The sequence below is a fragment of the Bdellovibrio bacteriovorus genome (genome assembly GCF_001592755.1).
Lineage (GTDB): Bacteria > Bdellovibrionota > Bdellovibrionia > Bdellovibrionales > Bdellovibrionaceae > Bdellovibrio > Bdellovibrio bacteriovorus_E.
Window position 1 is genome coordinate 227,825 of the sequence record NZ_LUKF01000016.1, and the last position, 14,592, is coordinate 242,416.

The window sequence follows — 14,592 nt, forward strand, 5'->3', positions numbered from 1 at the left end:
TACAAACGAGGGGATTTTTTTCAAGGCTCTAGACAAAACCTAATTAAGGATATAAATTATCCTTAATTAGGAGGTTGCTCAATGAGCCAACGTATCAACTACAATCAACAATCCGGTCCTGCAGTTCAAAGCCTTATGGGTCTTGAAGCTTACTTAAAGACGACATCCCTTGAAAAAAACTTGATTCACATGGTGAAAATCCGTGTGTCCCAACTAAATGGCTGTGCCTTCTGTGTGGACATGCATCATAAGGAAGCCAAAATCGACGGCGAAAAAGAACTTCGTCTTTACCATTTAACGGTGTGGCACGAGTCCCCTCATTTTGAAAATCGGGAGCGCGCGGCCCTTCGCTGGGCAGAACTTCTGACTCGCATCCCGCACGAAGGCGTGAGCGACGAAGAATTTAAGAAAGTGCGCGAATTTTTCTCTGAAAAGGAAGTCTCTGATTTGACAATGGCGATTGTTTCCATCAATGCTTGGAATCGCTTGGGTGTTGCTTTCCGCTCTACTCCGGGCGCTATGGACAAATTATTTGGGCTGGATAAGGCAGGTTTATCTTAATGGTACTTCGCAATCACGTGGAATGGGCTTTACATTGCTGCACGGTTTTAGCGTCACTAGAACCGGGTCAGTATTTAGCGACTAAAGATTTGGCCGAGTTTCATGGTATTCCCAAAGAATATCTCTCGAAAGCTCTGCAAGCTCTTTCCACGGCGAAGATTGTTGAAGCTACACTAGGGCCGACAGGTGGTTATCGCCTGGCGAAGGCTCCAGATAAAATCACATTCCTTGAAATCGTCGAAGCTGTGGAGGGAAAGTCCTCCACCTTCGAGTGTTCAGAAATACGCAAAAACAATCCTTGCCTGGGAAAATTTAAAATCGGCCCCCGCCCCTGCAATATTGCAAGAGTGATGTACCGTGCGGATGAGGCTTGGCGCAAAGAACTTCGTAATACGACAATTGCTATGATAATGGAGCAGTTGGTTAAAGAACTCCCCGCCGAAGTTCTGGAAAAGAACAAAGCTTGGATGGATTCACGCCGCTAATCCTGAATCCGAGTTGACAAAAATGACTCCCACCCTCTATCTTAGGGCCTCGTTAGGGAGTAATCGTTTAGCTCTGAAAGCTAAAGGTGAGGTCGACATACTGAGTGATGAACTCCGGCCTTTCCGCAAGATCCCAATCTTGTTGATGAGACTGACATTGGTGTTAACAAACGCCGTGTCGTCTCGTATCTAAAGCAGACCCACGGCATTTTCAGTGGGGATTTCATGATCGAAGTTATCGTTTTAGGACTGATTTTAAGTGCGGATTCTTTTTCTGCAGCCTTGGCTATGGGCGGTCGCCCCTTTACCAGAAAAGATGCCTTGAAATTCGCCTTTTCGTCAGGGGGAGCCGAAGCCGTTGTCACCCTCTTAGGATTTTTAGCTGGCGCAAAAATCATTGCCCACATTGCCGACTACGATCATTGGATTGCCTTTTCTCTTTTAGCTGCAGTCGCAGCCCACATGGCGCACGAAGGTTTTACCGCGCTTCGCTCGAAAGAACCCGCTGAAGATGCCAATGAGTTTCACAGCTTCACAAAAGTATTGATTGTTTCTTTCGCCACCAGCCTGGATGCCTTGGGTGTGGGCATCAGCCTGGGGATCGCCAATAAAGATATCAGTTACTACGTTGTCTCGATCGGAATTTTTGCTTTTCTTACGACCCTTCTCGGGCTGTATTTAGCTCGCCATCTTTCGGATAAAATGGGTCCCATCTTCACTTTGATCGGCTCTTTAGTACTCGCAGTTATGGCCGTACAAATGCTTTCCATTTAAGAACCACAAGGTCCGTGTTAATTCACAGCGGATCTTCCCGTGAATGCGAAGCAAATAACTTCTTTTTTTTAGGAAGGGCGTTTATTCTTTCCAAGTAAAAGATTGTTTAGAAATGTTAATTCGCACGTTGGGTTTTGGGATGTTTGTCACGTTTAAGAAAATTCTTCTGGCAGCGGGGCTAATAGGCCTAGGCGCCTCTGCGAATGCAGAAGATGTACACACGGACCATCCCTGCCCGAATATTCAAATTGAATCTCCAGAAAAAATAGAACTAAGCCAAACTGAGCATAAGTGGATTTGTGGAGACAAAGACAGTCACGCCTGGGGAAGCATTCCTCCTTGGCAAGCGCAGCTTTTTTTAAAGTCCTTCTTACAACAACGCGCCTACCACCATCCTCAATTTGAAATTCGCGAAAACAAGCTGTTTGTTAAGACGGGACCCCAAACTTTTCTAAAAGAATGGAAGTTCATTAACGAACCTCGTGAGTTTCATTCCGAAAAAAGACGCAAGCTCAAAGGTCGCCCGCTAACTCCGGAACTTCTGGATGAGGTGGAAGCATGGAGCAAGGCCCACTTACAAAATCTTGGCTATCCATGTCCTGAGGTCACGATTCAGGCTGTTCCTTCCACAGAATCTATTACGGTGACACTGGCACCCGGCGAGATTTACAACTTCCCACCCAACGAAGACGTTGAAGTACGAGGCACAAATCAGAATATCTCGATAGGCCGCTACAGCGCCTTTTTGCCGAACCAGAAATTTGATGCTCGTCTTCTGCAACTGACGTCCAATCGCATGATCACTGACGAATATCACCTGAGTGCATACTTTGAAACTCAATGCCTTCCCGAAGGGGAACTCAAAATCATTCCTCGCCTGGTGACCGGCGATCCTCAATTGGTCTCGGCCGGCGTGGGTTTCAATACCGAGGTTGGAGCCATTGCGCAGATTCGCTACAAGCATTCCCAACTAGACGACTCGGGGAGCACGTTTGAAAGTAAAATGTTTTTATCCTTCGTCGAGCAGACTTGGGACAATGCTTTCCAGCTTTATGAAGGTCCTCCGTATAAAGACCGAACATTCTGGTCGCCGCAGCTCAATTTAAAAAACGAAAACGAAGATCAATACCAGTCCTTCACCGCAGAGCTTGGGGTTGAATGGGGTCTCACTAAAGAATTTGAAAGTTTCACCTCCCGTTTTCAGTTAGGACCTTTCTACACTTACAACAACGTGGATAGTGATGACTCAAATTACGTCTTACTAAGTGCGACTTCGAATGTAGAGCTTTATCTGCAAAGCCATGACTACGAATACTATATGGGAGAACCCCGCTCCGGCTGGCAGCTTTCATCCAATCTTCGTTCTGCCTATGAGAATTTGGGCGCCGATCAAACATTTCATCAATGGCTTTATCAACAACAGAACTTGTGGAACTTCAACCTGTGGGATCCGCCTTTAATGGTGATTGGCTGGCGCTTTAAAGCCGGTACTTTCTTTATGTCGGACGACTCTCAATTCTATTCCGTTGTTCCTGAAAACTTACGCTTCTATATGGGGGGCGATGGGACCCTTCGTGGATTTTCCAGAAAACAAATTCCTCTTTCGAATTTAGGATCGGCGACATTTCTTTACCAAGGGATCGAGTTGCGCGCAGGTGACGTCTTCCCGTTCAAACTTCAGCCTTTTATCTTTTTAGATATGGGATGGGAAAGCGATCAGATCTGGACGCTGTATCGCACGCTCTATTATTCGCCGGGTGTGGGGATTCGTTGGCCTTCTTTCCTAGGCCCCGTGCGCGCGAGTCTTTCACAGGGACAAGTGCTGTTCGCTGACGAAGTTGATGTCGAGCCGCACTGGCAGTTTTACCTCAGTCTTGGAAGGGAGTTCTAATGAAGAAATTTTTCCTATTCCTCTTAGGCTTGCTTCTTTTTCTTTTCGTAGCTCTTGGTGTCTTGTGGATGAATCTTGATTGGGTCTTAAATGAATCCAACTTACGAAAAGTTGTCGAAAAAACCCAGATTGAACTGACTTGGCAGAAATTTGATTTTCAAATAGAGAATAAAGGCTTCACGGCAAAATATTTAAAATTGAATACGGAAAATCTTTGTTTCAAATATCCAAAACCTTCCGTCGATATTTGTGCCAAGAAAATCCATCTTGATGTTTACATCGGGTTTATGGCCAAGATGCCTTTGGTACAGATTAAGAATCTAAAACTAGATGTTGTGTCAGATCATGTCTTTGTGACGATACCTGAATCAACAGAGCCTAAGCCCGCCGAACCTTTCCAGTGGCCTGCTTTTGAATTCGGGCCCTTGGATTCATTCCTTTCGCAGTATTTAGCAATGCTTCCAAAAGATGCCGTTGAATCCATCCACGTGGATATTCAAGGCGCGAAGATCACTTTAATGCCAGACACAGAATTGAACGCATCGGCGAAAGCAGATTCTGAGGGAAAAGATCTTCGCCTTAATACAGACTTTGAAATGAAGATCAAAAAAGAGTCTTTCGTGAAAGCGCGGCTCGACTCTGCGATGACACTTGTTTCTCCGGCGGAACTTCAAGCGCAAGGTGTCGTTGAGCTTCCTTCATTCGGAGTAAAGACCCATTTGAAAGTCCACTGGTTAAAGAGCCTGCAAGTAGGGCTCGATGGTTTGATGAAACATCAAAAGATGCAACTGCAATCCGGTCTGAAAGCGGAACTGCGAAAAGAAATTTGGAATCTCAGTCTGCTAGCCGAACTGAAGGACCCGCGCCTGCCCTTTCAGCGCCTCTCTGTTCATGACTGTGATATCTCTATTGAGGTGAAAAAAGGAGTTCCGGATCAGCTAAAATGGCCTTGCGTGATCGAAGCCCACAAGATTCGCAAGGTTCCTTTAAAAGGCCTTCCTGATTCACTAGCCCTGAATTCATTGATTCACTCCCCGATTGATATCGATAAAGATATTCTGCGTCTGCAGCCACAAGCAGAACTGCGCATGCAGGAACCGGCTTTGGTTGAATTGTCTGTGGATGCCGGCGCTAAAATAACACTGAATCTGACACAGAAAAAATTCACCCAACTCGAAGTCGATAAGCTGCGGGCTCTTTTAAAAATCCCGGCCCTTGAAAACTGGCAAAGCCTTCTAGTGAAAAGCGCTTACTCTCTGCCTGCGCCCTTGCATGTTCTTAAGGGCGGTATTGAACTGCAAGCCGAAGGACCTGCGACGGACTTACTGACGAAAATATTTAACGTGAAAGCGTCGTTGACGACAGATCTGACAAGTCCGCGCCAAGCTTTAAAGACAACCTCGAACATGGAACTCACTGCGGACATCCAAAAACCGTTGTTCACACTTCAAGGAGATATCCGGCTGACCGAAGTCACTTTGGAACTTCCCTATTTAGGATTTGAAGCGCCTCCACAATTTAAACCCGATTCTCGTTTTTTGAAAAAAGCAGAAGAGCCTCCACCTGCGGCCAAAGGTCCTTCAACGTTTATTATTAAAGAATTGAATATTCATACGGATGCCACACCCCTTCGTCTAAAAACACGTTTGCTTGATGAAGCCATCCCGATTCACATTAAGTACAAACTCAAAGATACCAAATCTTTATCTGGAACCGTTTCCATCGGAAAGATGAATGTTGAAGTTTTTAAAAAGAAGGCCGCGGTCGAAAGATTTATTCTGAAAAAGTATCCCGATTCAACCGTGCAGGATCTAGACGGTCTTTTAATTCATCGTACGTCGGAAGTAAAAATTGAAATTTTGATTGTAGGAACCACCGAAAAGCCACGGATTGAGCTTTTAAGTGATCCGCCATTAAGTCGCCAACAAATCATTTCGATTTTACTCTTCAACAAATCGTTGCAGCAGCTAGCTGACGAGGACAAGAATACAGCTGGCCAGCTGGATCAGGCTTTACTGTCTGAAGCGTTTGGTTTGGCATCTCTATTCTTGTTATCGTCAACACCCATTGAAAGTGTTTACTTCGATCCTCGCACCCAAAGCTATACGGCACGCGTGCGTTTAGATGATCAAACGTCGGTATCACTGGGATCGAACTTTGAAACCTCCCAACAATTTACCGTACGTCGCAGATTGGGCGGCCCCTGGAGTGTTTCGACTGAATTAAAACAATCCGACAACGCCGAAGATGTTATTACGACTTTAATTGAATGGTTTAAGCGCTTTTAAATAAAAGCGCCTTAAACAGAGACCTCTTTGATAATTTCAAACGAACGCCGACGATCGGCATGATCAAAGGCATCTGACATAATCATCAACTCATCTGCGCCTGTTTGATCAATGAGCTTCTGCAAACCTTCTTGAACTTTTTGTGGCCCGCCAATCACGGCTGTTCCTAACTTTTGCAGCACATGCTCTTTTTCCATCGGCGTCCACAAAGCATCCATGTCTTGCACCGGCGGCTTTAAAGAAACTCGTTGATTACGAATAATGCCTAAGAAGCGCTGATAGTTTGTCGTTGCTAAATATTTCGCCTTTTCATCAGAATCGGCAGCAACGACTTGCACGCCCATCATCACTCGCGGCGCTTTTAAGTGCTTTGAAGGTTGGAATCCCACCCGGTAAAGATCAATGGCTTGCATCATCATTTCCGGAGCAAAGTGCCCGGCAAAAGCGTAAGGCAATCCCAGAACAGCGGCCAACTGTGCACTGTAAAGACTAGAACCTAAAAGCCATATCGGAACATCAATTCCCGCACCCGGAACCGCTTTCACTTTTTGTCCCGGCGCTGCGGGAGCGAAGAAGTATTGCAGCTCTTGCACTTGATCTGAGAACTCCACGTCTTTATTTGTGAAGTCTTTGCGTAAAGCACGCATAGTGAAACCGTCCGTTCCCGGAGCACGCCCCAACCCAAGGTCAATGCGACCGGGATAAAGAGTTTCTAAAGTACCAAACTGTTCAGCGATAACCAGAGGTGCATGGTTCGGAAGCATAATACCGCCAGAACCAACACGAATCTTAGAGGTGCCACCAGCAACATAGCCAATCAATACGGACGTCGCCGCACTAGCAATACCTTCAAGGTTGTGATGCTCTGCCAGCCAAAAGCGATGGTACCCTAAACTTTCCACGTGCTTTGCTAAATCCAAAGTGTTGCGAAAGGAATCGGCGATTGTTTTTCCTTCGGCGATGGGAGCCAAATCAAGAACAGACAAAGGAGTGGAAGAAAGTTTTTTCATAATCTTATTATGAGCGCGAATTAGACATTAGCAAGGTGGGCCTTGGCAAAATACTTTGGTGTTACGCAAACTTCAATGCTATGGTGGCCGAAATGTCGTCTGTGAATCCTCATTTCACATTTAAATACACGCAGCCCGAAGAGTACCGCTTTTCGCACGACTCCGTCTTCTTAGCGCGTCAAGTTTATGAACTCTACTCAAACAGGGATGTGAAAGATCTCACAGCTTTAGATCTGTGTTCGGGTTGTGGAATCATAGGATTGGATTTCCTGTTTCACTGTCAAAAAAATCTAAACGCCGTGCCGAAGCATTTTGATTTTCTGGAAGTTCAATCCGTCTATGAAAAGTATTTTTTAGAAAATGTTTCCGCCTCAGGAATCAAAAACTGTGACATGGATTTTTTGAATATGAATTATTCGGAGCTTCTTTGTGAAAAATATTTTGAGCACTACGATTTGATCCTGTGCAACCCACCCTACTTTTTTACGGGAAATGGAAAACTGTCTCCGTCGGAATTTAAAAACCGTTGTCGCTTCTATCTGGACTCAGATTTTAAAACACTTCTTAATGCCATCGAGCACTCGCTACGTCCCGCCGGCAACGCCTTTGTGTTATTGCGCGACCTTCAGGAACATGGTTGGAATTCTATAGCGGAAGCTCGAAAAATTCTTTCTTCCTCTCTGCAGATCACGGAGCTTCCGGACATTCGCGGGACTGGCGTTATACAAATTCATAAGCCGATGTAATTCACCCTGGACATTCCGGCCACGGGTGCCAGGCGTTTAAAATCTTCCGCAAGGGCGCGAAGCGAGTTCAAGGCAACTTGGCCTGACGTACTCTATGGACTAAAAAAACTAAAAGTTTCGGCAATTGTAAAACCTCATAGAACCTGGTTTTATTTTGTCCGGAACTTTTTCCCTTCGTATAAAAATGCATCACCAACGGAGGGATGAATGAAATACTTATTAACATCAGCACTATTTCTTTTTATTGGCTCACAGGCACTTGCCGCCGAAATCACGCCAGGGAATCTTATTGGCAAATACAAAGTCGAAGCTCGCGCGGGCTTTCAGAAGGTTTATCTCAACTTTCGAGTCGTCAATACCAAAGAGTTCGAACTTCAGCGCTATTATTCCAACGGCAACGTCGATGAAACTTGCAATGGAACATTCAGTTTGAATCCGACTCTATTCTGGGACTTCCAAACATTTGCGACGGGCAAAATGTTTAAAGGTGTATTCACTTGCCCAAGCAACCGCTCACGCACCATTGATTTCAATATCGACTTTGATAATAAAAGAACAGAAGACTTGGTGAAAGGCACTACGGTGACCGTCACGAGCTCGATGGCCCGCGGAATGCGCATCAACGCCTACGTAAAGAAACAGTAAATAAAAAAGCCCCTGCCGTTTTCGACAGGGGCTTTGAGTTTTCAAACCTTAATCGATCGCACTGATCGTCAGTTTATCAATACCGACTTGCACGCCGATACCTTTAAGAAGTTGTACAGAAACGTTGAACGCCAATTGTGGCAAGCCCACTTTCACAGCCGTGAAAGCACCTACACCACCAATAATAGCTGCTTCACCCTGAGCGACAGCGTATTTACCCAACAACACTTCTGGAGAACTGTTGAAAAGACTGATTTCAGAAGAAATGCCGGCAAGTTTGAAGTAACCAATACCTGCAGTGGCACCAATCCAATGATGACCAATTTCGATCTTCACATTTTGGCTGTAAGTTTGGCCCACACCTTTACATGACAATGTGCCATAAGCCACAGTTTTAAAATGACCGACGATCACTTTAATACCTTTGGAAGTGCCTTTGAAAGCCAGACCACAGACCCAGGCGCCACCGGCAGCGTGCATATCACCACCTGTTGGTTGAAGCGTTGTTGTGTCTGCATTTGCAAACATTCCTGCGAAGCTAAGTGCTAAAATCACGGCGAGCTTTTTCATCGTGTTCTCCTTTTTGTTTAAGTTGTAGTTATGCTCTTCACACTATTTAGGAAAAAGACCGGAACGGAATCAAGCGACCGGATGAAACACATATAACAAACGTTCCACCACCTCTTTTTTTCCGTCGTCACCTGGTAAACGCAAATTTCCCTCTGTCGAGAGACACCGGATCCGCCTTGTGTTTTCCATCAAGAGACCTCGCCGGAACAGGCTTTCCTCTTATAATTAATTTGATCACAGGAGGTTTGAATGGAATTAGAGAGAGAACCCCGAAGAAAACCAACACCGCCGAAAAGCACTCCCGCGCGAGGCCCAGCACCCGCTTCGCAAACAACGGTCACGCGCACATACACTGCTCCTACCGAGGAAATCGTCATGCCTAATGAACAAACTTACGCGCGTGAGGTGTGTGTGGTTCAAGGAATATTATTTTTGACGATTGGTTTGATTGGATTTGTCGTCACCGATTTATTCTCGGCCCACCTAAGTGCTTCACACAACGCCATTCACCTTGCCAGCGGTGCTTTGGCTTTATGGTTTGGATTTGATAGTGAAAGAAGTGCGCGCATTTATTCCTTCGCGTTTGGCTCCGTGTATGGAGCCTTGGCGATTTTGGGATTTGCACTTGGTAAACCCGCGATGGCCACCGTCGGGCACGTCGCCGAAGATCGATTCTTATGGAAATTGATTCCAGGAGTCCTTGAGTTCGGAACGGCTGACCATATTCTGCATACATTGATTGCCAGTGCGTTCATCTTAGGGGCGGCCTTGAAAATCAAACGGGTCAAAAGGATGAAGGCTTAAGCATGTTGCTCGCTCTGCTTTCGACGATGAAGAAGTTCTAAGTCGTCGATCAGAGCTTTGCGATCTAAAGGCTTGGCGAAGTGTTTGTCAAAACCTTGCGCCAAACACTTTTCTCTTTCTTCGCGCAAAGCATGCGCGGTCAATGCCCAAATCGGACGTGTGTAGCCAATTCTTCGCAGCGTTCTGGTGGCTTCCATGCCGTCCATAATCGGCATCTGCAAATCCATCAAAATGCAGTCGTAAGTTTCTTGTTTGGCTTTTTCAACAGCCTCGGCCCCATTCTCCGCAAAGTCCATATCCTGTACGCCGACTTTTTGAAGATAGCGCTCAACCAAAAGTTGGTTGTCCTTGATGTCATCAACAATGAGGACCTTAAGTCCTGAAAGAGTCGTCATGAGTCCTCCTCCAATGTAAATGATAACACGTTTTGCGCGTCCAACACCGCCTGTGCAAAAAAACAAATGGGATGGCTTAGGTTAGGCCATCCCATTTCGCTTTATTCTTTTTTTTCCGTGACGGATTATTTGCTTAACTTAAGCGCCGTTTCGCGAATCCAGTTATTATAGTAAACCGTGTTGGTGTAAACACCCACGCTATCGCAAAGCTGACTTCCACGACTCGTAATTCCGAAAAGGAAATACTGGCCATTTTTTTGTACATACGCAGGACCGCCAGAGTCACCACTGCAAGTGCCGCGGCCTTTGGATTCATCCAAAAAGACTTCTGTTTCAGTTAAAAACGATACGGGTGCTGTCGTTTGACGAAGTTCTCCGTCGCCCGACATATCGACCTTCAAGCAATTTTTTAGGTTGTCGTCGCAGATCACTTCACCGTACTCAATGGCTTCTTCGATATCGCGAACTTTACGGGCATCGATCGGTTCAAGATCGATATGAGAGACGCCATAGCCGGCTAAAGTCACTACAAAACCTTTTTTTAAAATGCTGTCGTCTTGAAGAAGAGCTACCGGTTTATATCCGGCAGGAAGTTTCCCCGGGAATTTCAGGATCGCGATATCGCCCCAGTCCGTTTCTTTTTCTTCTTGTTCTTCTGGCTTATAAGAAGAATGAACTTGGATGGCGCTGACAGTGCGAGTCAGTTCTTGTTGCACATCAGGTTCGCGGATCGACATTGTGGCATCAATATCGACACCGAAAACGATTTTAAGCTTCGAAGGCTTTGATGTCGCACAGTGAGCGGCTGTCAAAACCAGGTTTTCTGAAATCAACGAGCCCGTGCAGATAGAATTGTCTTGGGTATCATAGATGCCGACGATTCCTGAAGCGATGGCGGCGTTTTCTGCGACCATACTACCGCCCATAATTGCAGCATCCTTTTTAAGTTCCACACCCGGTTGAGATTTAGGTGTGCAGGACACCAAAGCAATAAGACCTAAAACCAAGACACTACGAGACATTTCCACCCCTTAAAACAAAAGAGGGCTCTTATAAAAACAAGCTTACAAATCAGCAACATCTTTTTAAAAAAAGGCTTGGTCGAATGACATATTGTTGCCCTTTTCCTCTGAAAGCCTAAACTATCAGGTATGAAAAATTTTTATCAAGAAGGCCCTCGCCTTACGAACACTTATCGTGCTGATGAAACTCTTCAAAAATTTCTTAAAAAAATTCTGCCACCCGATGTGCAGAAAACCGCGCTTCCCCATTTAGATCATCTCGGCGAAAGAGCCGTCACGGATATGCTGGCGTGGGCTGCGGAAGCCGAAGCTCAACCTCCTCAACACATCCCCTTTGACCCTTGGGGTCGACGCATTGACGAAATTAAAACTTCCAATGGCTGGAAGGAATTAGAAAAAGTGGCGGCCACCGAAGGCATCGTGGCGACAGCTTATGATCGAAAGTTCGGATCTTTTTCCCGCGTCTATCAGATGGCTCTGCTTTATTTGTATTCGCCAAGCTCGGCGATTTTTTCTTGTCCACTGGCCATGACCGACGGCGCGGCTCGCGCCTTAGAGCTTTACGCTGGTAATGACCTGAAAGAGCGCGCCCTGCCTCACCTCTTATCACGGGACCCCAAAACATTTTGGACCGCAGGTCAGTGGATGACAGAAAGAACTGGTGGTTCTGATGTCAGCGGTACTTCGACCGATGCTCACCCTTTCTCTGGAGAAAGTGCGTTTTCCGCAACCCATGCTTTGCACGGTACGAAATGGTTCACGTCTGCTACAACGTCGCAAATGGCTTTAACCCTGTCTCGACCCGACGGGGCTCCCGCTGGTTCAAAAGGTTTAAGCTTGTTTTACCTTGAGCTTCGCAACAACCAAGGTCAGTTGAATAACATTCAGATTCATCGTCTTAAGGATAAATTAGGAACAAAAGCTCTGCCGACTGCCGAGCTGAGCTTGCAAGGTACGCCCGCACGCATCGTGGGTGGCGAAGGCGACGGAATTAAAAAAATCGCCAGCGTTTTAAATATCACGCGCATTTATAACTCCATCTGCGCTTTAGGTCACATGCGCCGCGCTTTAGATCTGATTCAAGACTATTCACGCAAACGCAAAGCTTTCGGAAAACTTTTAATGGACCACCCTCTGCATCGCGAAACTTTGCATGCCTTGGAAGCAGACTTCCGTGGCTGTTTTGCGTTTAGTTTTTTTGTCGCGCATCTTTTAGGCCAAGAAGAGGTCGGCGAGATTTCCGCGTCGCAAAGAGTCCTCTTACGCTCGTTAACACCGATTTTAAAACTCTACACGGCAAAAAAATCGATTCAAATTTCCAGCGAAGTCGTCGAAATGTTCGGCGGAGCTGGTTACGTCGAGGACACAGGTTTACCGCGGCTTTTACGTGACGCCCAGGTGTTTTCAATCTGGGAAGGGACCACCAACGTCCTTTCATTAGATATGCTGCGTGCATTTGAAAAAGAACAGGCGCTGCCGATTTTGATGGAGTATTTTAAAAACTGCCAAGCGATGAAAGACTCCGCGCCTGCCTTTATTGATAAATGGACGATTTTACAGAAGCAGATCGGCGCTTTAGCGAAGGGCTCCCCTGAAGAATGGGAAGCCCATGCCCGCCGTCTGGCCTTCATGGTCGGCGATTTAATGTGCGAAAGTCTTATCCACGAATATTCGCTTTAGCAGTCTTCAAGAGCCCGCGAGGAAGAGTGAACTTTGCAAACAGAGTTCCCTTCTTTGCGGCATCAAGCGCCCACTGGATGTCTCGAGATTCCACCATACACAGCATTCCAACGATCATAACCCACTCAAAGAGGGGGATGCTCATCGAAATTTCAATGCCTAAATGCAGGCCGATTCCCGCAAGCAAAACCCAGTAACGGAATTCACGAATCCATACGAGTGTCCCTAAAGAAAACTCAATGATTAAAGTAGACCAAGTTAAAAACTTAATCGCCATCATATCATTTAAGATGGGCAGTGGCACCCGCATGAACTCATCCAAACGAGTGGCAATGTAAACAGCCGTACCGTCAGCCCACAAAGGCCCTTTCATTTTAAACATCACTGTTGCGATGTAAATCACGCTAAACTGAATCTGAATCAGACGCAAAGCCCACGGCGCTTTTTCAGGAACAGTATCGGCCGCAAGCTTTTTTCTTTTAATCAATAGCCAACGGTCGAAAGAATACAAAGCGCCCGCCGGAGTGAAAAATAAAAGAAACAGGAAATTGCGAATCACGACATCAGAACTATTCAAAACAAAAACGTTTCGATTATGGAACGAAAGCAACGTGAAGAATGCAATTGCGATTGATGTGCGAGTAAAACATCCCAAAAGCACCCCGATAGCACCCAACAGATTTAACAGAGCTAGCAACTCCGCCACCCCGGCTTGATTCGGAAAGAGCTCAAACAGATTGAATCGAAAGCCATGACTAAATTTAAGCGCGGTTGGCAGACTCAAAAGTCCATCAACGCCCCAGAATATATCCAGATGGCTCCACATCATAAACCAATTAATCAGTAGAATTACCCCAAACGCGATTCGCAAGATGGCCACGCTATGAACGGGTTGCGGCTTAAAAAAGAAATCGTTCAATGAACTAGTTATTGTTGTTAGCTTCATGGCGAACCTGCTGATGGGGTTTAAATTGGAAAACATTTTCAGAAGTGAACTTGCTGCTTAATGTTCCATGGGGAATAAAAACTTTCGTGGGAGCCGCGACAATATTGTGATGGCGATAAAATTCCAGAGATTCAAACTCGCGTCCGCGCCCCTGTTTTTCTAGTTTCATCACCTCACGTGATACATACTTCGCCAGATCAGACCACAAGTCGGTTTTCTCCATGGGGATGAGGTTATCCTGTTGGAATTTTCTAAATCTTTCTCCGGATGTGAAGCGATCAAAACTATCCATTTGCGAAGGACGCGGGAACGTCCATTGTTCTGTGGATCCATCTTTAAAGTTAATCGTCGCCGTCAGGTACGAATTCACTGCCGACGGATTCGGCGCGAACATACTCCAAGGCTGATCAAGCGCAAAAAATATTTGATAGCGCGCCAGCGATTTTAAAATTCTATCGCCAACCACACTGCGATCCGGAAGCCCTGCCGTTACTAACATTATTATATGGACAGCAATAAACGCAGAAATCAGCGCCTTTTTTAGCTTAGCCATCAGTCACCCACCCTTTTTCTTGTAATCCAGCAGGGCAATCTACTTCCACGCCTCCTGTCCGGTCCATTTTCATTCGGGCAAAGTAGATTAAATAACCTCGCACTTAGATTTCTAGGGCTTAAGAAAGATAACGGACACTTACGTGGAACCTCTTGGACCTGTGTAAAACTTATGGCCATTGGGGACGTAGAAGGTCACTCAGCAACAAGGATTGCTCGCGAG

The 14,592-nt window shown here is 45.9% G+C and carries 15 protein-coding genes; 9 read left to right on the forward strand and 6 right to left on the reverse strand.

Annotation, left to right across the window (positions count from 1 at the left end; all coding sequences use genetic code 11):
* Positions 1–81: 81 nt before the first annotated feature.
* The 5 genes from AZI85_RS10755 (at position 82) to AZI85_RS10775 (ending at position 5,999) form a co-directional block, all read left to right on the forward strand.
* A complete protein-coding gene (locus AZI85_RS10755) occupies positions 82–561 on the forward strand; it encodes a carboxymuconolactone decarboxylase family protein (protein WP_063244072.1) in 480 nt (159 codons plus the stop codon).
* Positions 561–1,046, forward strand: coding sequence for an RrF2 family transcriptional regulator (locus AZI85_RS10760; protein WP_063244073.1), 486 nt, complete (start codon positions 561–563; stop codon positions 1,044–1,046). The genes AZI85_RS10755 and AZI85_RS10760 overlap by 1 nt, the downstream gene beginning before the upstream one ends.
* Positions 1,047–1,271: 225 nt before the next feature.
* On the forward strand, positions 1,272–1,820 hold the full coding sequence (locus AZI85_RS10765) for a manganese efflux pump MntP (protein ID WP_063244074.1): 549 nt from the start codon (positions 1,272–1,274) through the stop codon (positions 1,818–1,820).
* 112 nt (positions 1,821–1,932) lie between these two features.
* Positions 1,933–3,711: a BamA/TamA family outer membrane protein gene (locus tag AZI85_RS10770; protein ID WP_063244075.1), complete on the forward strand. Its 1,779-nt coding sequence runs from the start codon at positions 1,933–1,935 to the stop codon at positions 3,709–3,711.
* Positions 3,711–5,999, forward strand: a complete 2,289-nt coding sequence (locus tag AZI85_RS10775) for a translocation/assembly module TamB domain-containing protein (RefSeq protein WP_063244076.1) — start codon at positions 3,711–3,713, stop codon at positions 5,997–5,999. The genes AZI85_RS10770 and AZI85_RS10775 overlap by 1 nt, the downstream gene beginning before the upstream one ends.
* A gap of 11 nt (positions 6,000–6,010) precedes the next feature.
* Here the strand turns inward: AZI85_RS10775 and AZI85_RS10780 are convergent, their stop codons facing one another.
* Complete coding sequence (locus AZI85_RS10780; protein ID WP_063244077.1) at positions 6,011–7,009, reverse strand: LLM class flavin-dependent oxidoreductase; 999 nt, start codon at positions 7,007–7,009, stop codon at positions 6,011–6,013.
* A gap of 92 nt (positions 7,010–7,101) precedes the next feature.
* Here AZI85_RS10780 and AZI85_RS10785 point away from each other — a divergent pair, with 92 nt between their 5' ends.
* Positions 7,102–7,755: a hypothetical protein gene (locus AZI85_RS10785; RefSeq protein ID WP_063244350.1), complete on the forward strand. Its 654-nt coding sequence runs from the start codon at positions 7,102–7,104 to the stop codon at positions 7,753–7,755.
* A 207-nt stretch (positions 7,756–7,962) separates the two neighbouring features.
* The gene (locus AZI85_RS10790; protein ID WP_063244078.1) at positions 7,963–8,400 is read left to right on the forward strand and encodes a hypothetical protein; all 438 of its coding nucleotides are present in this window, start codon (positions 7,963–7,965) and stop codon (positions 8,398–8,400) included.
* A gap of 48 nt (positions 8,401–8,448) precedes the next feature.
* Here the strand turns inward: AZI85_RS10790 and AZI85_RS10795 are convergent, their stop codons facing one another.
* On the reverse strand, positions 8,449–8,970 hold the full coding sequence (locus AZI85_RS10795; RefSeq protein ID WP_063244079.1) for a hypothetical protein: 522 nt from the start codon (positions 8,968–8,970) through the stop codon (positions 8,449–8,451).
* 249 nt (positions 8,971–9,219) lie between these two features.
* Between AZI85_RS10795 and AZI85_RS10800 the strand changes: the two genes are divergently transcribed.
* The gene (locus tag AZI85_RS10800) at positions 9,220–9,774 is read left to right on the forward strand and encodes a DUF4383 domain-containing protein (protein WP_063244080.1); all 555 of its coding nucleotides are present in this window, start codon (positions 9,220–9,222) and stop codon (positions 9,772–9,774) included.
* Here AZI85_RS10800 and AZI85_RS10805 read toward each other — a convergent pair.
* Positions 9,771–10,169: a response regulator gene (locus AZI85_RS10805; RefSeq protein ID WP_063244081.1), complete on the reverse strand. Its 399-nt coding sequence runs from the start codon at positions 10,167–10,169 to the stop codon at positions 9,771–9,773. The genes AZI85_RS10800 and AZI85_RS10805 overlap by 4 nt on opposite strands.
* A gap of 125 nt (positions 10,170–10,294) precedes the next feature.
* Positions 10,295–11,191, reverse strand: a complete 897-nt coding sequence (locus tag AZI85_RS10810) for a S1 family peptidase (RefSeq protein WP_081110990.1) — start codon at positions 11,189–11,191, stop codon at positions 10,295–10,297.
* Positions 11,192–11,320: 129 nt separating this feature from the next.
* Between AZI85_RS10810 and AZI85_RS10815 the strand changes: the two genes are divergently transcribed.
* Positions 11,321–12,871, forward strand: coding sequence for an acyl-CoA dehydrogenase family protein (locus AZI85_RS10815; RefSeq protein WP_063244082.1), 1,551 nt, complete (start codon positions 11,321–11,323; stop codon positions 12,869–12,871).
* Here the strand turns inward: AZI85_RS10815 and AZI85_RS10820 are convergent.
* The gene (locus AZI85_RS10820; RefSeq protein ID WP_253720950.1) at positions 12,849–13,817 is read right to left on the reverse strand and encodes an HTTM domain-containing protein; all 969 of its coding nucleotides are present in this window, start codon (positions 13,815–13,817) and stop codon (positions 12,849–12,851) included. The genes AZI85_RS10815 and AZI85_RS10820 overlap by 23 nt on opposite strands.
* Positions 13,795–14,370, reverse strand: a complete 576-nt coding sequence (locus AZI85_RS10825; RefSeq protein WP_063244084.1) for a hypothetical protein — start codon at positions 14,368–14,370, stop codon at positions 13,795–13,797. The genes AZI85_RS10820 and AZI85_RS10825 overlap by 23 nt, the downstream gene beginning before the upstream one ends.
* Between the last annotated feature and the right edge of the window lie 222 nt (positions 14,371–14,592).